The sequence below is a fragment of the Devosia sp. Root685 genome (genome assembly GCF_001427875.1).
Lineage (GTDB): Bacteria > Pseudomonadota > Alphaproteobacteria > Rhizobiales > Devosiaceae > Devosia.
The window spans coordinates 209,370-232,562 of record NZ_LMHK01000004.1 but is presented as its reverse complement, the minus strand read 5'-3'; the positions used below and the strand labels follow the sequence as shown (position 1 = coordinate 232,562).

Sequence of the window (23,193 nt, the reverse complement as noted above, 5' to 3'; positions counted from 1 at the left end):
AATGGAAGTTTGGATTGGTTCTAAGCCCAGAGAGGGTTTTGGGTCAAGAAGAACCGTACTCATGGGTACGGTTTAGCTGGCCGGGGCATCTTTCAGGCGCTGCACGGCGAGCGCGCCGAGAAGGCTCGTGTCGAGCCCGATGCGATAGCGGCACCAAAGCGCGATGGCGATTTGCGCCAGAATGCGCGAGCCCATGTTGACCGCTGCAGCGCCTACTATGCCCCAGATCGGGATCACGGCAATTTGCACCAGAAAGCCGGCACCCATGATGGTGCCAAAAATGCCGACATAGGCGCGTTCGTGGCCCGTCATCATCATGACGATCTTTGATGGGCCGGTGACAGCATCGAACAGGAGGCCAAAGGCGAGCAGCAGCAGGACCAGCGTGCCCTCGGCATAGGCCGGACCAAAGAGAGAAAGGATGAATTCGCCAAAGAACAGGAAGAGGGCGAAGATCACGAGAGAAAAGACAAAGCCGGCCCAGGCGCAAAGAGCGGTAATGGCCTGCGCTTTTCGCATCGCGCCGGAATGATAGTGTTCGGCCACCATCGGGGCGATCACCAATTCGATGGCGAAGGTGAAGAGCGTCATCAGGCCGGCGGTCCGGAAGGCGTTGAAATAGAGACCGGAGCTTTCGAGATCGAGCATGAGGCCGACAAGGATGACGTCGGCATTGAGGGTGAAGGTTTCGATGAGGGCGCCGAGCAACAGCCATTTGCTCAGACTTCCCCAGCGCTGCCAATGGCCACGCATTGGCGCGATCCGTGGCAGGATGGCGTAATGGCGCCGCAGCGCGACGCTCATCTGCATGATCAGGGCGCCGATCAGCAACGCGGCTGAAAGGGTCAGCGCGTCGGGTCCGCTGAGTACGATTCCAACTGAAAAGAGCCCGACGACGGCCGCCGGCAGGAGCAGGCGCCAAAAGATGTCGCGTGGAAGAAGCGCCGTCCATAAAGACCCCTGAGCCCGAAGCACCGAGGAATTATATTCGGCCAGCGCCATGGGGAGGATAAGAAAGGCCGCGCCGATGAAATGGTTGATGGTTTCGCGGGGCGGCAGGAAGGGAATGCTGGCGACGGCCAAGACGCAGAGAAGGCCAGCGAGAATCAGGCTGGCGCCAATGGTGATGGCCGAACCGGCCGCGACCACGGCGTCCGCCTCGCTGTTTTCGCCCTTGCTGCGCAATTGCGGCCAAAGCCGCAGGACCGCCGTCGATTGGCCCATGCCTGCCATAATGGCGAGAACGGTTGCCAGCGCGAGGCCAAAGGCGAAATGGCCATATTCGCTCTCGGTCATGGTGCGCGAGAGGACGACATAGGTGATGTAGGTGAGGCCCGCGGTCGCGACCTTGATGCCAAGCGAACCCACCGAGCGCAACAGCCCGGAGGACAGCAAGGCACTGAGATCTGACGGTATGGCCACCCGCATGAAAATCCCTCGCGCCTTGGCAAGAGACCGGCGCTGACACCGTTGTGCCAGAACCCCGTCAAGAAGGTCTTACCGTGAGGGGTTTTGACGCTCACGGCACCGTGTTCGCCTAGTGGCGGAAGTGGCGCATGCCGGTGAGAACCATGGCGATGCCGGCAGCGTCGGCGGCAGCGATCACCTCGTCGTCCCGCATGGAGCCGCCCGGCTGGATGACGGCGGTGGCGCCAGCCGCGACGAGGGCCTCAAGACCATCGGCAAACGGAAAGAACGCGTCGGAAGCGACGACCGAACCCACCGTCAGTGCGCCTTCAATGCCGGCGGCTTCCGCGGCGTCGATCGACTTGCGATGGGCAACGCGAGCGGAGTCGACCCTGGACATCTGGCCAGCGCCGATGCCGGCGGTGGCGCCATCCTTCACATAGATGATGGCGTTGGACTTGACGTGTTTTGCCACTTTTGCCGCCAGCTTCAAATCAGCCAGTTCGGCTTCGGTCGGGGCGCGCTTGGTGACGACCTTCAATTCGCAATCATCGACATTGCGATTGTCGCGGCTTTGCACGAGCAGACCACCGGCCACGGATTTCACCTGCAGGCCTTCGGCCTTGGGATCGGCGAGGCCACCGGTCAGCAACAGGCGCAGGTTTTTCTTGGCGGCGATGATGGCCTGGGCTTCGGGCGTCGCGGAAGGGGCGACGATCACCTCGGTGAAAACCTTGACGATTTCGGTCGCGGTTTCAGCGTCGATCTCGCGATTGGTGGCGACGATGCCGCCAAAGGCCGAGACCGGATCGGTGCGCAGGGCCTTTTTATAGGCCTCGGTCAAATTGGAGGCCATGGCAACGCCGCACGGATTGGCGTGCTTGATGATGGCGACGGCAGCGATCTCGGCGGGGTCGAATTCGGAGACCAGTTCGAAGGCTGCGTCGGTGTCGTTGATATTGTTGTAGGAGAGGGTCTTGCCTTGCACCTGGCTCGCTGTGGCCACGCCCGGGCGGTTCTCGCCGGTGCCGTAAAAGGCCGCCCATTGATGGGGGTTTTCGCCATAGCGCATGACCTCGCGTAGCGTGCCGGCAAAGCTGCGATAGTTTACGTCGGCAAAGTCGATTTCTTTGGCGAACCAGGCAGAAATGGCGCTGTCATAGGCGGCGGTGCGGGCATAGGCCTTTGCGGCCAGTTTCTGGCGCAGTTCATAGGGAATGCCGCCATTGCGGATGGCTTCGACGATCGCGGGATAGTCGGCGGGATCGACGACGACGGTGACATAGGCGTGGTTCTTGGCTGCCGAGCGCACCATTGCGGGGCCGCCGATATCGATGTTCTCGATGATCTCGTTATAGGACGCGCCGGAAGCGACGGTCTTTTCGAAGGGGTAGAGATTGACGGCGACGAGATCGATGGGTCCGATTTCGTGTTCGTCCATGCTTGCCTTGTGCGCGGGATTGTCACGAACCGCGAGGAGACCGCCATGCACTTTGGGATGCAGCGTCTTGACGCGGCCGTCCATCATTTCGGGGAAACCGGTCAGGTCCGAAATTTCGCGCACCGGCAGGCCGGTTTCAGCGATCAATTTGTGGGTGCCGCCAGTGGAAACCAGCTCCACGCCGGCCTCGGAAAGCGCGCGGGCAAAATCCGCCATGCCCGATTTGTCGAATACCGAAAGCAGCGCCCGCCCGACCGTGACCGTCTTGCCCATGAGATTATGCCCGCATTGGAGGAGATTTCGGGGCTCCGCTAGCACGAACAGGCGGCAGAGTCCAAGCTCAACCGTGTTCGCGCGTCAGGATCCAGCCGACTTCGACGCCTGGGGCGAGTTCGGCTTCGAGCACGAGCTGGATGGTGCGGTTGAAACCGAGATAGGCCGATTGGCGGACACTGTCGTCCTGCCGCAGGGTGGCGCCTTCCCAGAGAAAGCTCCAGACCTCGCCATTGGGGAGGGTCAGCCGGCGCATGCCTTCGCCGACCGGGGCATGGACCGAAATGCCGGGGGCAAGGTGGAAGCGAATGGAAAGGTGGCCACTGGGCGTGCCTTCGGCAATAACGCGATCCTGCCCCACGAGCGTCGTGCCATCACCCAGAAGGGTCAGGCGACGTTCGATCTCGGCGCCAAAGCGGGTGGCGTAACCGATGGAGGAGACGGCAAGCAGGTGCTCGGCCGGCACCAGTTCCATATCGGGCACGGCTGGTGGCCTGGCCCTGAAACCCTTGGGCGGCACAAAGGCGTCTTCATCCTCGATGGTGGGCGAGGAATGGGCGATGGCCTGGCGGAAGAGATCGCGCGTTTCCGGCATGTCGGACGGGGCGGGCCCGCAGGAGCCGAGGATCAGTTCGCTGCCATGGGAAAATTCGAATGCCAGGGCGCCGGCATGGGCTTCGGCATCAAAGCCCGGTTCCGGGCGGAGGCCTGAATCGGCGACGACGACGGCGCGGCCGCTGCGCAAAATGCCATAGCCACCGAGAATGCGCGAACGGCGCGTCGGGGTCGGGCCATTGGCCTGCACGGCCACGAGCACGTCGTGCGGCACCTGTCCGCAGCCATTGAAATAGGCCGGCTCGCCGCTCGATAGGGTGACGGCGTCGAGCGCTTCGTGCATACGGTCGATGCGATTGGAGAGCGAGGCGAAGGTGGGGCTGCCATGGCGGTTGGCGGCCTGGCGCAGGCTTGACAGTTCGACCAGCAGATTGAGCTGGATGCGGGGGTTGCGGCTCTTGTGCAGGCCCTCTTCGTCGAGCTGTTCGCCAAGGGCGGCGTCGAGCTGCATCAGGCGCGCTTCGACATCGGCTGAGTCTTCGGGCTCGCAGAGTTCGGCGCCGAGAATGCCGAGGGCGGCGAAGAGCCGGTCCACCGGATCGGTCGCGAGTTTGCCGCGAACGCGCAGGCTTTGCACCTGTGTGCCGAGGCTGCGCTGCATGGTTTTGGCCTGATCGGGGGTTGCGCCATCGAGGAGCAGCGGCAAGTGGCGCAGCCAGTTGAGGACGCGCTGGCCGGTCAGCGGCAGGGACCAGCTTTCAGGATCGAATTTTCCTTCGCGGCCTATCCAATCGAGCACCAGCGTGCGGGCAAAGAGCTTTTCGCCGGGATCGCGCACATCGCGGAAATGGCGGAGCCAGGAAAAACTCTGGAGATTGTTCCACCATTCGGGGAAATCGACATCGACGGAAAAGGGCGAGGTGCCGCCGGTTTCGATCAGCTTTGAGGCGAGGAGATAGCGCCCCGACATCATTTCGCGGACGGCGTCGCGATCGGTCGGGCGAAATTCGGGGAGCTCGCCCTTATAACCCTGCTCGGCCAGGCCCTGCCAGGTCCAGCGGGTGAACCGCGAGGTCACGATGGCGTCGGCGAGGCGCAATCCGAAGCGCCGGGGGCTCGCACCGAAACGCCCGCTCACCTTTTGCCTCCGCGCGAAAAACCAACGCGGGCAGGTCGGTCGCTGCCCTCAAAACCCACTGAACAAGAACCTTTTAAGACGCGGCACCGGCCGCTCGATATTGAAGCGTCTAGTGAATTTGTCGTGATTTGCCCAGCCGGGGATAGATTTCTTGCTGGAAAACTATGTCGCCTACAGATTTAGCCTGCGCGCCGGCGACAAGCTAGGGCTTGCGCTGGCGACAAGCTACTGCTTGCAACGAAACCGCGCCACAAAGAAACCATCCATACCGCCTTCGACCCCGTTCGGGGCCATTGAGGGCAGGGTGCGGACGAGGCCGGCTGGTGTGACAGCGCTCTCAAGGCCCGGCAGTTCCTTTGCATTGACGGGATGCAGTTCGATGTTTTGGAAGGTTTTTACCGCCCAATCGGCCACGGCTTCTCCCTCATCGGGCTCAAGCGAGCAGACGCAATAAATGAGGCTGCCGCCGGGCGCGAGGTTCTTCACGGCGCGGGCAAAAATTCCCTGCTGCAGTTTTACGCGACCCGCGATGTCGGCGGCGCTGCGATGCCACAAAACTTCGGGGTGGCGGCGGAATGTGCCGGTGGCTGAGCAGGGTGCATCGACCAAAATGCCGTCGAATGGTTCGGCGGCGATGTAATTTGTGGCGTCGGCCTCAACAACGTTCGGCTTGTAGCCAAGGCGCCCCATATTGGCCTTGAGGCGTTCGAGGCGCGTGGCGTCGCTGTCGAGGGCGGTAACGGCGTAGCCGGCTTTACTCAATTGGGCAGTCTTGCCGCCAGGGGCGGCGCAGAGGTCGAGGACGGTCCCGCCTGATTTCGCGGCAAGGAGACGGGCGGGCAGAGCGGAGGATACGTCCTGCACCCACCAGCGGCCTTCGTCATAAAAGGGTAGGGCGTCGACCGGACGATCGCGGGTTTCGACGCGGATGGAATCGGCGATCAGCTTGTCGCCACCGAGGGCCTCGATCAGTTCGGCATCCTCTTCCCTAAGCGTCAGGTCGAGCGGGGCGCCATCGATGAGGCCATCGACAAAGCGCGCAACGGCGTCCGCGCCATAGGCCGTTTCCCATTTTGCGCTGAGGGCAGCGGGGAGGAGCAGGCTATCGTCGAGGAGACCATAGCGGGCGGAATTGGCCTGGGCGCGGCGCAGGACCGCGTTCATCAGGCCCGAGAGATGCCGCGCCTTGGGGTCGCGCTTGGTGGCTTCTACCGCGAGGAATAGCGCACTATGGGCGCCGATATCGGGCAGGAAGACCAGTTGGGCCAGCGACAGGCGCAGCACGGCTTCAAAGGTACCTGATTTGGCCGGCATGCCCTTTTCGAGCAATTCGGGGAGCATGGCGTCGATCTGGCCATGACGGCGGAGCGCCGTGTTGATCAGGCGATTGGCGAGGGAGCGGTCGCGGCCATCGGCCAGCTCTGCGGCGGAAACGGGCGCAAAATGCTCACCGCCCAGAACGGCGCGCAGCCTCTGGGCGGCAATGAGACGAAGTTTTAGGCCCGCCGGATCTGGTTTTTTCGTCACGTGTCACCCTGTTCGCATCGCAGATCGGGACACCGGCACGCCATGCCCGCTATCCCCAAGGACCGCGCACGCCGCTGTCGTCTTCGCCACGGCCTGCACTCGGCACCCGCCAGCCGCCGCCGGTATCGCGGCCGCTCGAAGCGGTTTGCGGACGGGGCGCGGGTCTGCGGCCCTTATCGTCCACGCGCATCTCGCCTGCAAGCCTCTGCAAGGCGGCGATGCGATTGCCGGTATCGGGGTGGGTGGAAAAGAGATTGTCCATCCGGGCGCCCGAGAGCGGGTTGATGATATACATATGCGCCATGGCCGGGTTGCGCTCGGCCGCGACATTGACCTGGCGGCCGGCGAGGGTGGCGATCTTGTTGAGCGCCGAAGCCAAAGCCAGCGGATCGCCGGAAATTTCCGCACCATCCTTGTCGGCTTCATATTCGCGGGTGCGGCTGACGGCCATCTGCACCATCATGGCGGCGACGGGGGCGAGGAAAACCATCAGCAAGGCGCCGATGCCGCCGAGCGGATTGTCGCGATTGTTGCCGCCGCCGAAAAAGAGCCCGAACTGGGCAAGCGCCGAGACCGCGCCGGCCAAGGTCGCCGTGATGGTCATGGTCAAAGTATCGCGCGAGCGGATATGGGCCAGTTCGTGGGCGACGACGCCGGCCACTTCGCGCGTTTCGAGCTGGCGGAGGAGGCCCGTCGAGACGGCGACAGCGGCATTATTGGGGTCGCGGCCGGTTGCAAAGGCATTGGGCTGGTCGGACTGGATGACGTAGACGGCTGGCGTCGGGATGCCGGCGCGCCGGGAGAGCGTCTCGACCATGTCATAGAGTTCGGGCGCCTGGCTCTGGGCCACGGGCACCGCGTTTTGCATGCGGAGGACGACTTTGTCCGAATTCCAATAGGCAAAGAGATTGGTGCCGGCGGCGAACAGGAGGGCGATCATCATGCCGCCGGTGCCGCCGATGAAATAGCCCACCACCATGAACAGGGCGGTCATGGCCGCGATAAGAACAAAGGTGCGGAAGGCGTTGAACATCAAAACCCCTTGGGTTGGTATCTCAATGCAATTATGTTGTGTGGCGAAGCGTTCCCTGCAAGCGCATGACCATATTGTAATGCGAACCCATCATGACCGATAGCACCGAACCGGAAGACCTTCCGGCACCAGAGCTCAAAGTGCTCACCCCTGCCGCGCAACGCGCGCTTGCCGAAGCCGAAGCGCGCCGCACTGAAATCGACGCCGCCAGCGCCATGGCGCCCAAGGAAAAGGGCGGTCGCGGTGGGTTGGAGCCCGGCCGCTATGGCGACTGGGAGATCAAGGGGCTCACCAGCGATTTCTAGGGGTTTTATGGTGTCATAGGTTCCGCGGCAATTTTCTCTCGCCGCTTTCCTCCGTCAATCGTCACCACCGGGCTTGTCCCATTGGTCCATACGGCGGCGGCGTGGATTGTCGGGACAAGCCTGGGAATGACGATGGGCAAGTAATTGCGCTACCCACTCACAACGTCGTCACCAAGCGGCGGCTGGGTCCGTCTCCGCGATCACCAAGATATTCTGCGGCCATCACCCCTCGGGCCTGACCCGAGGGCTCTGTACTTACCGTGCTATGGCCGAGTTAAGTGTCCTCGGGTTAAGCCCGAGGATGACGTGCGGTGGCTGGGCGCGCACAGGGCGATCCCGTGCGGGGTTGGTTGGGGGTGCCATGAGGGCATAGTTTGGGGAGGGGGATAATGGATAGATTCCGACGCGGCCTCAAACGCCGGCTTACTTCTCCCCTTGAGGGAGAAGGTGCCCGAAGGGTCACCGAATTCGCGTTTGCGAATTCGGTTGGGATGAGGGGTCAGCGATTCTGTCACTCCCTCCTCTGCGGAGGCCCCGCCATTTGAGCATAGCTCAAATGGCTTTCTCACCTAAATTCGCTCCACTGGAGCGAATTTGCCCTTTGGGCCGGTTCGAAACCCCTCACCCTGGATTTTTGCTGGACGCGAAAATCCTATCCCTCTCCCTCAAGGGGCGAGGGGAGGGCCGGTGAGCGCTAATGCTACCGAGCCTTGCCGTGTCCCTACTCCCCACCCGCATGCCCTTCCCGCGCGTCCCGCGAACATCTTGGGCGATGTGCGAACAAAGTGCGGTATTCGCCACAAATGCGGCGTGGCGTCTGGAAACGTCTTTGATTTCGTAACAATTGGCCGCTAGTAAGTTCGAACTATTCCAAACTGGACGTTGCCCCCGGCGTCCACACAAGGCCCCGGAAAGTCCCATGTCGGTCAGAGCCCGCCCCACATCTCCGCACCTGCAGATCTATCGCTGGACCATCACCATGGCCATGTCGATCGTCCATCGCGCCACCGGCATTGCCAATTATGCTGGCATGGCGCTCTTGGCGATCTGGCTGGTCGCCGCCGCGGCCGATCAGGAAGCGCTCAATCTCGTCAACCTCGTCTACGGCAGCTGGTTCGGCCAGATCGTGCTCTTTGGCTTCACCTGGAGCCTCGTGCATCACATGCTTGGGGGCCTGCGCCACTGGGTCTGGGATTTTGCCGCGATGATGGAGCCGGGCCAGCGCGAGGCTCTGGCCTGGGCGACGCTCGCGGCGTCCGTGGTCATCACCCTTCTTATCTGGACCGTCTTTGTGTGGATGGCTTGAACATGCGTGAAACTGTCCTCACCCCCGAGACCATCGCCAATCCCAAGGCCCATTATGGCGACGCGAAAGCCTCGACGCGCCATTTCATCACCCAGCGGGTGACAGGCCTCGTCAACGTCGTTTTCCTTGGCCTTTTGCTGTTCATCGTCGTGCGTCTTGCGGGGCAGGATCGCGCCGACATGGTTTCGGTGATCGGCAACGGTTTTGTCGGGGTTCCGCTGGCCCTTCTTATCGCCATCGCGGCGATCCACATGCGCAATGGCATGCGCGATACGCTGGAGGATTACCTCCATGGTCGCGTCTACAATCTCGCCATGCTGCTCAACACGCTTTTCTGCCTGATCGTCGGCCTTGCCGGGGCGGGTGCCGTGCTCAAAATCGTCTTCTGGGGTTGATCAAAATGGCCAATTACGAACTGATCGACCACGAATTCGACGTGGTGGTGGTCGGCGCCGGTGGTGCGGGTCTCCGCGCAACTCTCGGCATGGCTGAGCAGGGTTTTAATACTGCCTGCATCACCAAGGTTTTCCCCACCCGCTCGCATACTGTCGCGGCGCAGGGCGGCATTGCGGCTTCGCTGCAGAACATGGGCCCGGATAGCTGGCAGTGGCACATGTACGACACCGTAAAAGGGTCGGACTGGCTGGGCGACAATGACGCGATGGAATATCTGGCGCGCGAAGCGCCGGCCGCCATTTATGAGCTTGAGCATTATGGCGTGCCGTTCAGCCGTACTCAGGATGGAAAAATCTACCAGCGGCCGTTCGGCGGCCACATGACCGAGTTTGGCGATGGCCCACCGGTGCAGCGCACCTGCGCCGCTGCCGATCGCACCGGCCACGCCATTCTCCACACGCTCTATGGCCAGTCGATCAAGAACGACGCGCAGTTCTTCATCGAGTATTTTGCGCTCGACCTGATCATGGGTGAAAACGGCGAGTGCCAGGGCGTTATCGCCTGGAAGCTCGACGATGGCACGCTGCACCGGTTCCGCGCGAAAATGGTGGTGCTGGCGACGGGCGGCTATGGCCGTTCGTACTTCTCGGCAACCTCGGCCCATACCTGCACCGGCGACGGCAATGGCATGGTGGCGCGCGCCGGGCTGCCGCTGCAGGATATGGAATTCGTGCAGTTCCACCCCACCGGCATTTATGGCGCGGGCGTTCTCATCACCGAGGGCGCGCGTGGCGAGGGCGGCTATCTCACCAATTCGGAGGGCGAGCGTTTCATGGAGCGCTATGCACCCAACGCCAAGGACCTCGCCTCGCGCGATGTCGTTTCGCGCTGCATGACGCTGGAAATCCGCGAAGGGCGCGGGGTTGGTCCCAACAAGGACCATATCTATCTGCACCTCGATCACCTCGATCCAAAGGTGCTGCACGAGCGCCTGCCGGGGATTACCGAATCGGCCAAGATTTTCGCCGGTGTCGATCTTACCCGCGAGCCGATCCCGGTGCTGCCGACGGTGCACTACAATATGGGCGGCATTCCCGCGAATTATCACGGCGAAGTTCTGCACCCGACCGCTGACGATCCCAACCGCATCGTGCCGGGCCTGATGGCCGTGGGCGAAGCCGCCTGCGCCTCGGTGCACGGGGCCAATCGCCTCGGTTCGAACTCGCTGACCGACCTCGTGGTCTTTGGCCGCGCGGCGGCCCTGCGCGCCGGCAAGGTCATGGACAAGTCGACGCCTGTTCCGGGCATCAATGCCGCCGAGGACGCAAAAATCCTCGCGCGCTTCGACCGGCTGCGCAGTGCCAATGGCTCCCAGCCGACGGCAAAACTGCGCGACGAGATGCAGCGCACCATGCAGGCTGATGCGGCCGTGTTCCGCACCGACGCGTCGCTCAAGAGCGGCGTTGCCGCCATGACCGAAATCTATTCGCGGCTTCATGATGTGAAGGTGACGGATCGCTCGCTGATCTGGAATTCCGATCTCGTTGAAACCCTCGAACTCGAAAACCTCATGGCCTGCGCCATGGCGACGGTGGTTTCGGCCGAAGCGCGCCACGAATCGCGCGGCGCGCATGCCCACGAAGATTTCCCGAGCCGCGACGATGTCGAATGGCGCAAGCACACGCTGGCGCTGGTCGATATCGACACCGGCAAGGTCGAACTCAGCTATCGCCCGGTGATCACCGATCCGCTGACCCCCTATGCAGAGGGCGGCATCGATCTCAAGAAGATCGCCCCCAAGGCACGCGTTTACTGAGGACAAAAAGTATGTGCCAGCAGTGTGAGGGTTTTGACGAGGACGACGATATCGAGGCTTTGGCCGCAGCCTTTGTGCTGCGCCAGGGCAAGACAGCGTCGCCCAAGCCCGTGCCGCAAACGCACGCATTGCTGAACCACAAGGCTGCTCAGGTGGCAGAAGCAAAGAAAGCAGCGCGCTAAAATCATGTGCCACCTCTGCGAAGAGCGCAGTTATGACGGGTTTCGCCACGCGGCGCCGCAGGAGGCGCCCGACGGCAAGGCCAAGCCTGCCGCAAAGGCCGCGGCGCCCGAGCGGGTGCCACCGGCACCGGGGGTGGCCAAATGATCCGTACGCTTTTCGCTCTCGGCGCTGTTCTCGCGCTTTCCGGCTGTTCGACAGGTTCGTTCTCGATGGCGTCCAATGCGCCAGCGGCTCCCGGAAATTTCGGCCAGAGCCAGCAGACGGCGTTTGGCAGCAATGGCATGGCGACCACCAATAGCCAGATCGATCCCAATACCGGCCAGCGCGTCGTCACCGGCGGCAGCTTTTCCGTGGGTACGGCGCCGGCCTCGCCGGCCATGACCAATGCCATGATCGGCAATTGGACGCTTTCGGACAGTTATGCGCGCAATTGCACGCTGTCCTTCAGTGTTACACCGCTCGCCGGCGCATCGGGCGCGTTGCAGGCCACGCCCAGTGGCTTCTGTTCCAATGAATTTTCGGCCCTCGCCGGCTGGATGGTCGCCGGCAATGGCGTCGTCCTCACCGATGCCTCGGGGCAGCTGCGTGGTCAACTCGTCGCCGACAATGCCGGGGCGTATCTGGGGACCGTCAACACCATGTTCGGGCCGACGACGGTCAAGCTTAGCCGGGGCGGGGTTTAGGCCATGAGCGGTTTGGCAGGATATTCGGGCACACCCCTGGCGCAAAAGCTGGGTTTGAAGGACGGGTTTCGTGCGCTCTTCATCGACCTGCCGGTCTCGCTTGCCGATCTGGCTACATCCCGCGCCTTTACCGAATCCACCCGGTTCACGGCAGAAAAATTCGGCGACGCGCAGCGGGGCTACGATTTCATCCACCTCTTCACCGCCAGCCGCGCCGTGCTTGAAAAATTGGCGCAGCCGCTGATGGGGCTAATTGCTCGCGATGGCATGATCTGGGTCAGCTGGCCGAAAAAGGCCAGCAAGGTGGCGAGTGATATTACCGAAGATACTATTCGCGAGATCGCGCTGCCGCTCGGGCTGGTGGATGTGAAGGTCTGCGCGGTGGATGAAACCTGGTCCGGCTTGAAGCTGGTGATCCGGAAGGAATTAAGATGAAGCTGCTTGCTCCGCTGGCCATGCTGGGTCTTGCCGTAGTGCCTGCCTTTGCGGCTCCCCCTACGGCTGCGCAGAAAGAAGAGTTCTATGCCGTCTGCATGGGCATTGCCCAGGACGCGGCGCTTTGCGGGTGCAAGGCCGATGCGGCGCTTACGCTGATCGACGAACGCTTCATGGGCGTCGTTATTGCCTCGATGAAGGGCGGTTCGCCCGCTGCCGGGGAATATGACGCCTACAATACCTACGTCGCCAAATCGAACCAGGTCTGCAAGCCGAACTATTGAGTTCGCGGCGACACATGAATTTGCGCCGGGTTGAGCGGCGCTTACGAAGGAAGAGTTGAGAAAATGGCCGAACTGACTTTGCGCAAGGCCGACCAGCCGCAAAAGGGCAAGATCTGGGCTAAGCCGGAGGGCGCGACGCGCCTTCGCGAGTTCCACATCTATCGCTACGATCCGGACAAGAACGAGAACCCGCGCATCGATACCTATTTCGTTGATCTCAACGATTGCGGCCCGATGATTCTCGATGCGCTCCTCTACATCAAGAACAAAGTCGATCCGACCCTGACACTGCGTCGCTCCTGCCGCGAAGGCATTTGCGGCTCGTGCTCGATGAATATCAACGGGCTCAACACCCTGGCCTGTACCAAGGGCATGGACGACTCCTCGGGCCCGGTCAAAATCTACCCGCTGCCGCATATGCCGGTGGTGAAGGACCTCGTTCCCGACCTGACCAATTTCTACGCCCAGCACCGCGCCATCGAGCCGTGGCTGAAAACTACGTCGCCGACGCCGGAAAAAGAATGGACGCAGTCGGTCGAAAACCGCGCCAAGCTCGACGGGCTCTATGAGTGCATTCTATGCGCCTGCTGCTCGACCTCGTGCCCGTCCTATTGGTGGAATGGCGAAAAATACCTCGGGCCCGCTGCGCTTTTGCAGGCCTATCGCTGGCTGATCGACAGCCGCGACGAAACCACAGCCGAGCGCCTCGACAATCTTGAAGACCCCTTCAAGCTCTATCGCTGCCACACCATCATGAACTGCGCAAAAGTCTGCCCCAAGGGCCTCAACCCCGCCAAGGCCATTGCCCAGATCAAGAAGATGATGGTCGAGCGCAAGGCGGCTTAGTTTTTGGGTTTTTGGTTTTTTGAAATTTGGGCCCGCGGCATTTGCTGCGGGCTTTTTGTTTGGAGAGGCCCCCCTCATCCGGCCCTTCGGGCCACCTTCTCCCCGATGGGGAGAAGAATGGGCCAGTGGCTCCCTCTTATTCCTCTCCCCATCGGGGAGAGGTGGCTCGGCGAAGCCGAGTCGGTGAGGGGGAGAGCGCACCCAACAAAAAACGGCGGAGCCTTGGCCCCGCCGTTCAATCTTAAAAACCCAAAACCTCAGTCTTCGATCAGGGCGATCGTGCCGGCTTCGTAGGCGGCCTTGCAGTCGTCGGCGTCGGCGAGGCGGTCGCTGTCGAGGAGGGTCGTGGCCGCGCCCGGGCCTTCAAAGCGCGGATCGTCGCATTCGTCGTCATTGGCATAGGACGAGGAATTGTCGCCAAAATCGATGTCCGAGCCGTCATAGGGTGCGCCGGCGGCATATTCGGGCGTATAGACCTTGCGGATCGAAATCTTGCCTTCTTCGAGCAGCGTGCGGCAATCGGTGGCGTCGCCCATCAGGTCTTCCGACAAGAGCTTCTTGTCGACGCCGGCGCCCTGGAAGCGCAGATCGTCGCATTCGCCGTCATTGGCCCAGCGGGAAAAGTCGGAGCCGAAGTCGAAGGCTGCGGCTTGCTGTTCGCCATTATAGGTGGCGCGGCCCGCTTCGACGGCCGCGCGGCAGTCGGTCGCGTCCCGCTTGATGTCTTCAGCCAGCGTCGTGCTGGCAACGCCCTTGCCCGAAAAGCGGGGGTCGTCGCATTCGCCATCATTGGCCCATTCCGAGGAATCATTGCCATAGTCGATGCCGGCGACCGGGGTTGCGCCGCCATGCTTGAGGGTGACGGTGCCGGCCTCGAAGGCGGCGCGGCAATCGGTGGCGTCCTTCATGCGGTCGGCATTGACCAGTTCATCGGCCGTGCCGGTGCCGGTAAAGCGCGGATCATCGCACTCGCCGTCATTGGCCCATTCGGAGGAATCGTCGCCGAAGTCGATCTCGGTGGTGGTGGCAGCGACAGCCGGGGTCGAAGCACTCTCCTTGAGGGTGACGGTGCCGGCCTCATAGGCGGCCTTGCAGTCGGTGGCGTCCTTCAGGCGGTCGGCATCCACGAGTTCGTCGGCGACGCCCGTGCCTTCAAAGCGCGGATCATCGCATTCCCCGTCCTTGGCCCATTCAGAGGAATCATCGCCGAAGTCGATGGCGTTGACCGGGGTGGCGATGGCGATGTCGGCGGGGCTGGTGCCGCTATCCTTAAGGGTGACAGTGCCCGCTTCGAAGGCCGCCTTGCAGTCGGTGGCGTCCTTCATCAGGTCGGCATCGACCAGTTCGGAAGCGGCGCCCGTGCCGGTAAAGCGCGGGTCGTCGCACTCACCGTCCTTGGCCCAATCGGACGAATCATCGCCGAAATCCACTGTCGAAGCGGTATTGGTAGAGTTTTTCTGGGCCAGGCTCGGCATGGTCATGCCGGCCATCAAGGCGAGCCCAAGCAAGCTTCCCGCCATGACGTGATTAATCGCGCGCATCGGTTGTCCCTCCGGTTTTGCACCCTCGTTCTGCGTTGAGATTACAGCGGCTTTGCGGCAGCCCAAAGCGTAAATGCTGTCGATTTATGTCGAGCGGGAGCGACTTTGCCTGTCTGTCCGGGCAAAGAGCCAGGAACCGAGCAGAACCAGGGCCGTGCCGAGCGCGTGCACCCAGGTGAAAGCCTCGCCGAGGACCGCGACGGCGAGAACAATGGTGATGATGGGTCCGAAGGAAGCTGTGGAAGACGTCGCCCGCGCCCCGATCCGCGCAATGCCGCCATTGAGGAGGAAGGAGGGCAGCACGGTGCCAAAGATGCCCAGCATCAGGCCGATGCCCCAGATATTGGGGGCGAAGCCGGCATAGGTTGAGGGGCCATCGACGATAAAACTCTGGCCGATGGCGAGGATGGCGGCGGTCGACATGCCGACGCAGGTAAAGAGCATGGTGCCCAGCACCAGCATCTGCCGTTTGGCGAGGTGCTGATAAAAGGCAAAGGTCAGCGCCGAACCAAGGACCAGCAGCGTGCCGATCACCAGACCATCGGGCTGGACGCTCAGGTTCCAGGCAAAGATCACCATCAGGCCCGAATAGCTCACCAGCATGGCCGGCACGAGCTTCCAGTTCATCCGGTCGCCGAAGAACCAGACCCCGAACAGCAGCACGAAAAAGGGATAGGTGAACAGCACCAGCCGTTCATATTGCGCCGAGACGAAAGCGAGGCCGGCAAAATCGAGATAGCTCGAAAGATAGTAGCCCAAGGCTCCGACGCTCATGGCGCCCATCAGCCGTCCCGGCGTCATCATGCCGCGCAGCTTTGCGTTGCGCAGCAGGAGCAGGGCGAGAATGACGAGATAGATCGGCAGTGCCATCATCATGCGCAAAGCAAGCGTTGCCTCGACGCTGACGCCCTGAGCGAAAGCGAGCTTGATGAAAACGCCCTTGGTCGAAAACAGCGCGGCGCCGGCAAAGGCGAGGCCATAGCCGAGCATGTCGATTTTCGGCTGGGTTTGCGCCGGCGAGGGCAAGGAACTTTCTTGGGCACTCATGGGCGTTGCTCTTTCTGGCCCGCCCGTGGTTCCTGCCGGACACCGCGAGGCGCGGGCCGGGTTGCCAAATGCTGGATATCAGCCTTCGGTCCGGGCCCAGCTGGGACGGATAAGCGAGATCATCGGAAGGAGAATCTGCGGGCACGAAGACATGGCGTTTTTATAGTACCGGCGGGTACGGCTGGAAAGCCGGAGTTTGGCAAATCCGTCCAGCGGCAGCGTTTAGCCACGCGGATGCGCCTTGGTATAGCTTTCCATCAGCCGTTCGGTGTCGACGGCGGTGTAGATTTGCGTGGTCGAAAGGCTCGCATGGCCCAGCAGTTCCTGAATGGCGCGGAGGTCGCCGCCTTTGCCGAGAAGATGCGTCGCAAAGGAGTGGCGCAGTGCGTGTGGCGTTGCCGATGGCGGAAGTTGAAGGGCGGAGCGCACGAGTTCCATCCGCTTTTGGATCAATCGGGGGGACAAAACGCCGCCACGCACGCCGCGAAATAGCGGGTCTTCTTCCCAGAGTTTGAACGGGCTCAGTTTGAGATATTCTTCGATCCACTGCCGCACCGGGGCGATCAGCGGCACCATGCGGATTTTTCCGCCCTTGCCGGTCACCCGCAGCACATCGCTTTCGAGATCGCCCTTGGTCAGCGCCAGCGCTTCGGAAATACGCAGGCCCGCGCCATAGCAGAGCGAGATGACGGCCATATCGCGTGCGGCGACCCATGGCCGGTCTTCCATTTCGTCGGTTACCGTAATGGTATTTTTGGCTTCGAGGACAGTCAGCGCCTTGGGCAGGGAGCGCGGAATTTTCGGGGTGCGAATGGCATTGAGCGCTTCGGTCGCGAAAATGCCTTCGCGCTCGAGAAAGGCAAAAAAGCTCTTCAGCGCCGAAAGCACCCGCGCCAGCGAGCGCGAACCAAGGCTTTCCTCGCGCCGCTGCGCCATGAAGGCGCGGATATCGGCGGCGCGCAGCTCTTTCAGCGATTGCAGGGAAATCGGCCCACCCATATGGCCGGCGAGAAAGCTCATGAACTGGCTGATATCGCGGCCATAGGCTTCGAGCGTATTGGGCGCGAGGCGCTTTATCGAGCCCAGCTCGCGCATCCAGTGCGCGATCCGGGATTGGATAAAGGCATCGGTGGCAAAGGCGCTGTCGGTCATGAGCCCGATTCTACACCGAGCGGGTTACCGATCTCTAGCCGCAAGCGTGCCTCCCGAAAGTGGTACCGGTTTGGGGGCAAAGGCGTGCGTATTCTAGTACCGCCAGCGCGCGTCTTCGGTCTCCGGCGGCAGGCCGAGATCGGCCCGCAGACGCGACGGCACCGGCTGGGGCAAGCGCCGGGGCCGGGCCACATTGATCAGCCAGTCATAAAGGCTGGCATTGCGGGCGATGGCGACGAGATCGCCGGGCTCACGCCGATTTTCACTTCCAATCATGACATCCTCCTGTTCTTTTCCTCCCAGGAACATTAAGTGAACGTAGTGACAGGCTCTGTCAGTATGGCAGGACGGACCGAATCGCTTGCAATTCCCATGGCCCGATGCGAACCGAACGCTAGAGATGCAGACGCGGATGGACATTGTTGCGGTAATGGTGGGGGTGGCCGTCGAGGGCCCCTATAGCTATCGCGTGCCCGAACACATGGTGGTCGAGCGCGGCTCCATCGTCGCCGTGCCGCTTGGGCCGCGTCTCACTCTCGGCGTCGTCTGGGGCGTGCCCAAGGACAATATCGCCCACAATCGCCTGCGTGATGTGGCCCAGGTTTTTGATGTGCCGCTGCTTTCCGAGGAGTTGCTCAAGCTCGTCGAATGGGTGGCGCGCTATACGCTGGCGGCGCCCGGCCAGGTGTTGCGCGGTGTGCTGCGTTCGCCCGAAGCGCTCGATGCGCCAAAGCCGGTTATCGCCTATCGCCGCACCGGGCTTGAGCCGGAAAAGCTGACGCCGGCCCGGCTGCGCGTGCTCGATGCGCTGATGGACGACATGGCCTGGCCCAAGGCGGCTCTGGTTGGAGCCTCCGGCGTTTCCTCTTCGGTCATCGATGGGCTCGAACGGGCGGGGGCTTTGGAGAAGCTTGAAATTCCGGCTGCTCCGGTGGTGCTGCCGCCCGATCCCGAGGCGGCGCCGTCAAAACTCAATCCCGAGCAGCAGGCGGCGCTCGATGATATTCTGGCGCTTGATCCCCATCAGTTCGGCGTGGCGCTCCTTGATGGCGTCACCGGGGGCGGCAAGACCGAAGTGTTTTTCGAGGCGGTGGCCGATACGCTGCGCGCCGGGCGGCAGGCTCTTATTCTCTTGCCGGAAATCGCGCTCACCAACACATTTATCGACCGCTTTACCCGCCGGTTCGGCACGCGCCCGGCCGAGTGGCATTCGGATATGACGCCGGTGCAGCGTTCAAAGGTCTGGCGCGGGGTGCTCGATGGCACCGTCAGGGCCGTCGTCGGGGCGCGCTCGGCGCTCTTTTTGCCATTTCGCGCGCTGGGGCTGCTGGTGCTCGATGAAGAGCATGACGGCGCCTATAAACAGTCCGAGGGTTTTACCTATCATGCGCGCGATATGGCGGTGGTGCGTGCGCAGTTTTCGCAGGCGCGCGTCGTCCTCTCCTCGGCCACGCCCTCGGTCGAATCGCGAAATAATGCCAATCAGGGGCGCTATTCACATGTGCGGCTCGAAAGCCGTTTTGCCGAAGCGGCCATGCCCGATATTACCGCCATCGACATGCGGATCGATGGGCCGGAAAAGGGCTCGTGGATCGCGCCGTCTCTGGCCCGCGAAATTTTTGCTGCGCTCGATCGGGGCGAGCAGGCGCTGCTGTTTCTCAACCGCCGCGGCTATGCCCCGCTGACGCTCTGCAATGCCTGTGGCCACCAATATAAATGCCCGGATTGCTCGGCCTGGATGGTCGAGCACCGGTTCCGCGGCGTGCTCATGTGCCATCATTGCGGCCATGAGGTGCGCACGCCCAAACACTGCGGCGAATGCGGGCAGGTGGATAGTCTCGTGCCGGTGGGGCCGGGCATCGAGCGGGTCGCCGAAGAAGCGGCCGCCCGCTTTCCCGATGCGCGCCGCGTGCTGCTCTCGACCGACATGGGGAGCCACGCGCAATTGCGCGAGCGATTTGGCGAGGTCGAGCGGGGGGAATATGATCTCATCATCGGCACGCAGCTGGTCTCGAAAGGCCATCACTTCGAAAAGCTTTCGGTCGTCGGCGTGCTCGATGCCGATCTCGGCCTTGCCCATGGCGATCCGCGGGCGGCGGAGAAAACCTTTCAGATTCTCACCCAGGTTGCAGGTCGCGCCGGCCGGGCCTCCCGCCACGGCAAGGCGTTCTTGCAGACCTATCATCCCGATCATCCGGTGATGAAGGCCATGGTCTCGGGCGACCGCGAGGCGTTTTACGCGCAGGAAATACTGGCCCGCGAAGCCGGCGGCATGCCGCCCTTCGGGCGTCTCGCGGCGCTGATCGTCTCGGCCAATGAGCACGACAATGCCACCAAGTTTGCCCGTCTTCTCCTCTCCGCTGCCCCCATGGCGGATGGCGTAAAACTCTTCGGTCCCGCCGATGCGCCGGTTGCCATGATCCGGGGCCGGCACCGGGTCCGGCTTCTGGCGCAGTCGGGGAGGGATTTCGACCTTTCGGGCTATGTGCGTTTCTGGCTTCAGAGCGCCGAAAAGCCCAAGGGGGACCTCAAAATCCAGGTCGATATCGACCCGATGAGTTTCATGTGAGCTTGCGGCCGGAAACGCCGCATTATCACCATGCCGAGCCTGCGACATTTTCGCCGCAATCGAATCATGCCACCCAGCCTTGCATGGGCCGCTTGGCTTGTGTTAGAGCGAGCCCGACTTGAAGGGGTCCTGCGGGGGGTAGTCCGACTGGGACCGCATTTCCGGACACGTTCCAAGTGATGAACAAGCCGTCCCGGCGTTGAGCCGAGGCTGGCAACATAAGAGGGTGAAGCGACATTGGCAGCGCAGAATTCAGTGCTTACCCAGATCGCGCGGCCATATGCGTCGGCGCTGTTCGATCTCGCCCAGAGCGAGAATCAACTGGCATCGGTCGAAACCGGCCTTTCCGATATTTCCCGCCTCATTGGTGAAAGCGACGACTTCTCGCGCTACCTGCACTCTCCGGTTATTTCGGGCGATGTGAAGGCTGCTGCGCTCGACGCTATTCTCGGTAAGGCCAAGGTCAACCCGCTGGTTGCCAATTTCCTGCGCCTCGTGGCGCGGAATGGCCGCCTCTTCGCGCTCGACAATATCATTGCCGGCTTTCGCGACTTGGCAGCGGCTGCTCGTGGCGAAACCACTGCAGAAGTGACCTCGGCAACCCCGCTGAGCGCGGAACAGGCTTCGGCCTTGAGCGAAACGCTCAAGACCAAATTGGGCAAGACCGTCACGCTCAATCAGTTTGTCGATCCCTCGCTGATCGGCGGCCTTCAGGTGAAGGTCGGCAGCCAGATGATCGATTCTTCAATCAAGACAAAACTCGCTGCGATGAAGATCGCCATGAAAGAGGTCGGATAATGGACATCAAAGCCGCGGAAATTTCTGCGATCCTCAAGGACCAGATCAAGAATTTCGGCCAGGAAGCCCAGGTTTCGGAAGTCGGTCAGGTGCTTTCCGTCGGTGACGGTATTGCCCGCGTCTACGGCCTCGACAAGGTGCAGGCTGGTGAGCTCGTCGAGTTCCCGGGCGGCATCAAGGGCATGGCGCTGAACCTCGAAACCGACAATGTCGGCGTCGTGATCTTCGGCAATGACCGTTCCATCAAGGAAGGCGACGTCGTCAAGCGTACCGGCGCCATCGTTGATACCCCCGTTGGTCCCGGCCTTCTCGGTCGCGTGGTCGACGGCCTCGGCAACCCGATCGATGGCAAGGGCCCGATCGTGCACACCGAGCGTCGCCGCGTCGACGTCAAGGCTCCCGGCATTCTGCCGCGCAAGTCGGTTCACGAACCGATGTCGACCGGCCTCAAGGCCATCGACGCGCTGATCCCGATCGGCCGTGGCCAACGCGAGCTCGTCATCGGCGATCGCCAGACCGGCAAGACCGCGATCATTCTCGACACCTTCCTCAACCAGAAGCCGGCTCACGATGCCGACGCTTCGGACACCGAGAAGCTGTTCTGCATCTATGTCGCGGTCGGCCAGAAGCGTTCGACCGTTGCCCAGTTCGTGCGTCAGCTCGAAGAGTCAGGCGCGCTGCAGTATTCGATCGTGATCGCTGCAACCGCGTCCGATCCGGCGCCGCTCCAGTACATCGCGCCGTTCACCGGCTGCGCCATCGGCGAGTGGTTCCGTGACAATGGCAAGCATGCCGTTATCGCCTATGACGATTTGACCAAGCAGGCCGTTGCCTACCGTCAGATGTCGCTGCTGCTGCGCCGTCCGCCGGGCCGCGAAGCTTACCCGGGCGACGTTTTCTACCTGCACTCCCGTCTGCTCGAGCGCGCTGCCAAGATGAACGAAGACCACGGTCTTGGTTCGCTGACCGCGCTGCCGGTTATCGAAACCCAGGCAAACGACGTGTCGGCCTATATTCCGACCAACGTGATCTCGATCACCGATGGCCAGATCTTCCTTGAAACCAACCTCTTCTTCCAGGGTATCCGTCCGGCGGTGAACGTTGGTCTGTCGGTTTCCCGCGTGGGCGGTTCGGCTCAGGTCAAGGCGATGAAGCAGGTTGCGGGCTCGCTCAAGGGCGAACTGTCGCAGTATCGCGAAATGGCCGCCTTTGCTCAGTTCGGTTCCGATCTCGACGCCGCGACCCAGCGCCTCCTCAACCGTGGTGCGCGTCTCACCGAACTGCTCAAGCAGCCCCAGTTCTCGCCGCTCAAGACGGAAGAACAGGTTGCGGTGATCTTTGCCGGTGGCCAAGGCTATCTCGATACCGTTCCGGTCAACAAGGTTCAGGATTTTGAAAAGCACGTTCTTTCGAACCTGCGTTCCAAGCATGCTGATCTCCTCAAGACCATCGCCGTCGAAAAGCAGCTGAGCGATGATACGCGCGCCAAGCTGAAATCGGCTCTTGACGATATCAAGAAGACCTACGCGGCCTGAGCCCTGAAGGAGACGACAGGCAATGCCGTCGCTAAAGGATCTTAAGAACCGGATCGACTCGGTCAAGTCGACGCAGAAGATCACCAAGGCCATGCAGATGGTCGCGGCGGCAAAGCTCCGTCGCGCCCAGGAATCTGCAGAAGCAGCCCGCCCCTATGCCGAGCGCATGGGGTCGGTGCTGGCGAGCCTGGCTGCCGTCTATGATGGCCAGTCCGACGCGCCCGTCCTTTTGGGTGGCAATGGTCGGGATCAGGTGCACCTGCTGGTCGTCGCGACCGGTGAGCGTGGCCTTGCCGGTGGCTTCAATTCCTCGATTGCGCGTCTGGCGCGCGATCACGCCACCAAGCTCATTGCTGCGGGCAAAACCGTCAAGTTCCTGACGGTCGGCCGCAAGGGTCACGATATCCTCAAGCGCCAGTTCGCTGACAAGATCATCGAGACCGTCAGCTATCGCGAAGTCAAGACTATCGGCTTTGCGCAGGCGAGCGAAATCAGCCAGAAGGTCCAGGCCCTCTTTGCTGCCGGCGAGTTCGACGTAGCAACCCTGTTCTACGCCAAGTTCAACTCGGTGATCAGCCAGGAGCCAACGGCAAAGCAGATCATTCCGGCCAAGATCGAACGCGTCGAAGGTCAGGGTGAGGTTGCCAGTTCAGCCGTCATCTACGAATACGAGCCGAGCGAAGAAGCCATCGTCGAAGACCTGCTGCCGCGCAATATCTCGGTGCAGATCTTCCGCGCCATGCTTGAAAACAGCGCCTCGTTCTACGGTGCGCAGATGTCCGCCATGGACAATGCGACCCGCAATGCCGGCGAAATGATCGGAAAGCTGCAGCTGAGCTACAATCGCCAGCGTCAGGCCCAGATCACCAAAGAACTCATCGAAATCATTTCGGGCGCGGAAGCGCTCTAACCCATCAGCGAGG

22 protein-coding genes are annotated in these 23,193 nt (G+C 62.0%); 13 read left to right on the top strand and 9 right to left on the bottom strand.

What is annotated here, in order from left to right; translation table 11 throughout:
- Positions 1 to 72: 72 nt before the first annotated feature.
- The 5 genes from ASD83_RS18490 to htpX form a co-directional block, all read right to left on the bottom strand.
- Positions 73 to 1,428, bottom strand: coding sequence for a lipopolysaccharide biosynthesis protein (locus ASD83_RS18490; RefSeq protein ID WP_082561341.1), 1,356 nt, complete (start codon positions 1,426 to 1,428; stop codon positions 73 to 75).
- Between the two features lie 109 nt (positions 1,429 to 1,537).
- Positions 1,538 to 3,121, bottom strand: coding sequence for a bifunctional phosphoribosylaminoimidazolecarboxamide formyltransferase/IMP cyclohydrolase (gene purH, locus ASD83_RS18485; RefSeq protein ID WP_056313727.1), 1,584 nt, complete (start codon positions 3,119 to 3,121; stop codon positions 1,538 to 1,540).
- Positions 3,122 to 3,188: 67 nt separating this feature from the next.
- Complete coding sequence (locus ASD83_RS18480; RefSeq protein ID WP_156386046.1) at positions 3,189 to 4,814, bottom strand: heparinase II/III family protein; 1,626 nt, start codon at positions 4,812 to 4,814, stop codon at positions 3,189 to 3,191.
- Between the two features lie 225 nt (positions 4,815 to 5,039).
- Entirely contained in the window at positions 5,040 to 6,341 is a 1,302-nt protein-coding gene (locus ASD83_RS18475; RefSeq protein WP_056313723.1) for an RsmB/NOP family class I SAM-dependent RNA methyltransferase, read from the bottom strand.
- Positions 6,342 to 6,390: 49 nt separating this feature from the next.
- A complete protein-coding gene (gene htpX, locus ASD83_RS18470) occupies positions 6,391 to 7,374 on the bottom strand; it encodes a zinc metalloprotease HtpX (protein ID WP_056313722.1) in 984 nt (327 codons plus the stop codon).
- A gap of 92 nt (positions 7,375 to 7,466) precedes the next feature.
- Between htpX and ASD83_RS18465 the strand changes: the two genes are divergently transcribed.
- The 9 genes from ASD83_RS18465 to ASD83_RS18430 all read left to right on the top strand — a co-directional run bounded on the left by ASD83_RS18465 (position 7,467) and on the right by ASD83_RS18430 (position 13,628).
- Entirely contained in the window at positions 7,467 to 7,679 is a 213-nt protein-coding gene (locus tag ASD83_RS18465) for a DUF1674 domain-containing protein (RefSeq protein ID WP_056313720.1), read from the top strand.
- A gap of 919 nt (positions 7,680 to 8,598) precedes the next feature.
- On the top strand, positions 8,599 to 8,985 hold the full coding sequence (sdhC, locus tag ASD83_RS18460) for a succinate dehydrogenase, cytochrome b556 subunit (protein ID WP_056313718.1): 387 nt from the start codon (positions 8,599 to 8,601) through the stop codon (positions 8,983 to 8,985).
- A 2-nt stretch (positions 8,986 to 8,987) separates the two neighbouring features.
- Positions 8,988 to 9,380 carry a succinate dehydrogenase, hydrophobic membrane anchor protein gene (sdhD, locus tag ASD83_RS18455; protein WP_056313717.1) on the top strand — a complete coding sequence of 131 codons (393 nt, stop codon included), beginning with the start codon at positions 8,988 to 8,990 and terminating at the stop codon, positions 9,378 to 9,380.
- A gap of 5 nt (positions 9,381 to 9,385) precedes the next feature.
- Positions 9,386 to 11,197: a succinate dehydrogenase flavoprotein subunit gene (gene sdhA, locus ASD83_RS18450; protein WP_056314061.1), complete on the top strand. Its 1,812-nt coding sequence runs from the start codon at positions 9,386 to 9,388 to the stop codon at positions 11,195 to 11,197.
- Between the two features lie 11 nt (positions 11,198 to 11,208).
- Entirely contained in the window at positions 11,209 to 11,379 is a 171-nt protein-coding gene (locus ASD83_RS21070) for a hypothetical protein (RefSeq protein WP_156386045.1), read from the top strand.
- Positions 11,380 to 11,520: 141 nt separating this feature from the next.
- Positions 11,521 to 12,063, top strand: a complete 543-nt coding sequence (locus ASD83_RS18445) for an AprI/Inh family metalloprotease inhibitor (protein WP_082561340.1) — start codon at positions 11,521 to 11,523, stop codon at positions 12,061 to 12,063.
- A 3-nt stretch (positions 12,064 to 12,066) separates the two neighbouring features.
- Entirely contained in the window at positions 12,067 to 12,498 is a 432-nt protein-coding gene (locus tag ASD83_RS18440; RefSeq protein WP_056313712.1) for a DUF3052 family protein, read from the top strand.
- Positions 12,495 to 12,782, top strand: coding sequence for a hypothetical protein (locus ASD83_RS18435; protein WP_056313710.1), 288 nt, complete (start codon positions 12,495 to 12,497; stop codon positions 12,780 to 12,782). Before ASD83_RS18440 ends, ASD83_RS18435 begins: the two co-directional genes overlap by 4 nt.
- Before the next feature lie 63 nt (positions 12,783 to 12,845).
- Positions 12,846 to 13,628, top strand: coding sequence for a succinate dehydrogenase iron-sulfur subunit (locus ASD83_RS18430; RefSeq protein WP_056313708.1), 783 nt, complete (start codon positions 12,846 to 12,848; stop codon positions 13,626 to 13,628).
- A 257-nt stretch (positions 13,629 to 13,885) separates the two neighbouring features.
- Here the strand turns inward: ASD83_RS18430 and ASD83_RS18425 are convergent, their stop codons facing one another.
- The 4 genes from ASD83_RS18425 to ASD83_RS18410 form a co-directional block, all read right to left on the bottom strand.
- Entirely contained in the window at positions 13,886 to 15,169 is a 1,284-nt protein-coding gene (locus tag ASD83_RS18425) for a hypothetical protein (protein WP_156386044.1), read from the bottom strand.
- 84 nt (positions 15,170 to 15,253) lie between these two features.
- Entirely contained in the window at positions 15,254 to 16,216 is a 963-nt protein-coding gene (locus ASD83_RS18420) for a DMT family transporter (protein ID WP_082561339.1), read from the bottom strand.
- Positions 16,217 to 16,438: 222 nt separating this feature from the next.
- The gene (locus ASD83_RS18415) at positions 16,439 to 17,368 is read right to left on the bottom strand and encodes a tyrosine recombinase XerC (RefSeq protein WP_056313702.1); all 930 of its coding nucleotides are present in this window, start codon (positions 17,366 to 17,368) and stop codon (positions 16,439 to 16,441) included.
- A 93-nt stretch (positions 17,369 to 17,461) separates the two neighbouring features.
- Positions 17,462 to 17,644 carry a hypothetical protein gene (locus ASD83_RS18410; protein ID WP_156386043.1) on the bottom strand — a complete coding sequence of 61 codons (183 nt, stop codon included), beginning with the start codon at positions 17,642 to 17,644 and terminating at the stop codon, positions 17,462 to 17,464.
- A gap of 124 nt (positions 17,645 to 17,768) precedes the next feature.
- On the opposite strand from ASD83_RS18410, the gene ASD83_RS18405 reads away from it, so the two are divergent.
- The 4 genes from ASD83_RS18405 to ASD83_RS18390 all read left to right on the top strand — a co-directional run bounded on the left by ASD83_RS18405 (position 17,769) and on the right by ASD83_RS18390 (position 23,180).
- Positions 17,769 to 19,937 carry a primosomal protein N' gene (locus ASD83_RS18405; RefSeq protein ID WP_056313698.1) on the top strand — a complete coding sequence of 723 codons (2,169 nt, stop codon included), beginning with the start codon at positions 17,769 to 17,771 and terminating at the stop codon, positions 19,935 to 19,937.
- Between the two features lie 237 nt (positions 19,938 to 20,174).
- Positions 20,175 to 20,735, top strand: a complete 561-nt coding sequence (locus tag ASD83_RS18400) for a F0F1 ATP synthase subunit delta (RefSeq protein WP_056313697.1) — start codon at positions 20,175 to 20,177, stop codon at positions 20,733 to 20,735.
- A complete protein-coding gene (gene atpA / locus ASD83_RS18395; protein WP_056313695.1) occupies positions 20,735 to 22,270 on the top strand; it encodes a F0F1 ATP synthase subunit alpha in 1,536 nt (511 codons plus the stop codon). The genes ASD83_RS18400 and atpA overlap by 1 nt, the downstream gene beginning before the upstream one ends.
- Before the next feature lie 22 nt (positions 22,271 to 22,292).
- The gene (locus ASD83_RS18390; protein ID WP_056313693.1) at positions 22,293 to 23,180 is read left to right on the top strand and encodes a F0F1 ATP synthase subunit gamma; all 888 of its coding nucleotides are present in this window, start codon (positions 22,293 to 22,295) and stop codon (positions 23,178 to 23,180) included.
- The last annotated feature ends 13 nt before the right edge of the window (positions 23,181 to 23,193 follow it).

Coding starts and splice junctions, on each gene's coding strand:
- ASD83_RS18490 (WP_082561341.1), bottom strand. CDS start 1,428: ATGCGGGTGGCCATACCGTCAGATCTCAGTGCCTTGCTGTCCTCCGGG.
- purH (WP_056313727.1), bottom strand. CDS start 3,121: ATGGGCAAGACGGTCACGGTCGGGCGGGCGCTGCTTTCGGTATTCGAC.
- htpX (WP_056313722.1), bottom strand. CDS start 7,374: ATGTTCAACGCCTTCCGCACCTTTGTTCTTATCGCGGCCATGACCGCC.
- ASD83_RS18465 (WP_056313720.1), top strand. CDS start 7,467: ATGACCGATAGCACCGAACCGGAAGACCTTCCGGCACCAGAGCTCAAA.
- sdhC (WP_056313718.1), top strand. CDS start 8,599: ATGTCGGTCAGAGCCCGCCCCACATCTCCGCACCTGCAGATCTATCGC.
- sdhD (WP_056313717.1), top strand. CDS start 8,988: ATGCGTGAAACTGTCCTCACCCCCGAGACCATCGCCAATCCCAAGGCC.
- sdhA (WP_056314061.1), top strand. CDS start 9,386: ATGGCCAATTACGAACTGATCGACCACGAATTCGACGTGGTGGTGGTC.
- ASD83_RS21070 (WP_156386045.1), top strand. CDS start 11,209: ATGTGCCAGCAGTGTGAGGGTTTTGACGAGGACGACGATATCGAGGCT.
- ASD83_RS18445 (WP_082561340.1), top strand. CDS start 11,521: ATGATCCGTACGCTTTTCGCTCTCGGCGCTGTTCTCGCGCTTTCCGGC.
- ASD83_RS18440 (WP_056313712.1), top strand. CDS start 12,067: ATGAGCGGTTTGGCAGGATATTCGGGCACACCCCTGGCGCAAAAGCTG.
- ASD83_RS18435 (WP_056313710.1), top strand. CDS start 12,495: ATGAAGCTGCTTGCTCCGCTGGCCATGCTGGGTCTTGCCGTAGTGCCT.
- ASD83_RS18430 (WP_056313708.1), top strand. CDS start 12,846: ATGGCCGAACTGACTTTGCGCAAGGCCGACCAGCCGCAAAAGGGCAAG.
- ASD83_RS18425 (WP_156386044.1), bottom strand. CDS start 15,169: ATGCGCGCGATTAATCACGTCATGGCGGGAAGCTTGCTTGGGCTCGCC.
- ASD83_RS18420 (WP_082561339.1), bottom strand. CDS start 16,216: ATGAGTGCCCAAGAAAGTTCCTTGCCCTCGCCGGCGCAAACCCAGCCG.
- ASD83_RS18415 (WP_056313702.1), bottom strand. CDS start 17,368: ATGACCGACAGCGCCTTTGCCACCGATGCCTTTATCCAATCCCGGATC.
- ASD83_RS18410 (WP_156386043.1), bottom strand. CDS start 17,644: ATGATTGGAAGTGAAAATCGGCGTGAGCCCGGCGATCTCGTCGCCATC.
- ASD83_RS18405 (WP_056313698.1), top strand. CDS start 17,769: ATGCAGACGCGGATGGACATTGTTGCGGTAATGGTGGGGGTGGCCGTC.
- atpA (WP_056313695.1), top strand. CDS start 20,735: ATGGACATCAAAGCCGCGGAAATTTCTGCGATCCTCAAGGACCAGATC.
- ASD83_RS18390 (WP_056313693.1), top strand. CDS start 22,293: ATGCCGTCGCTAAAGGATCTTAAGAACCGGATCGACTCGGTCAAGTCG.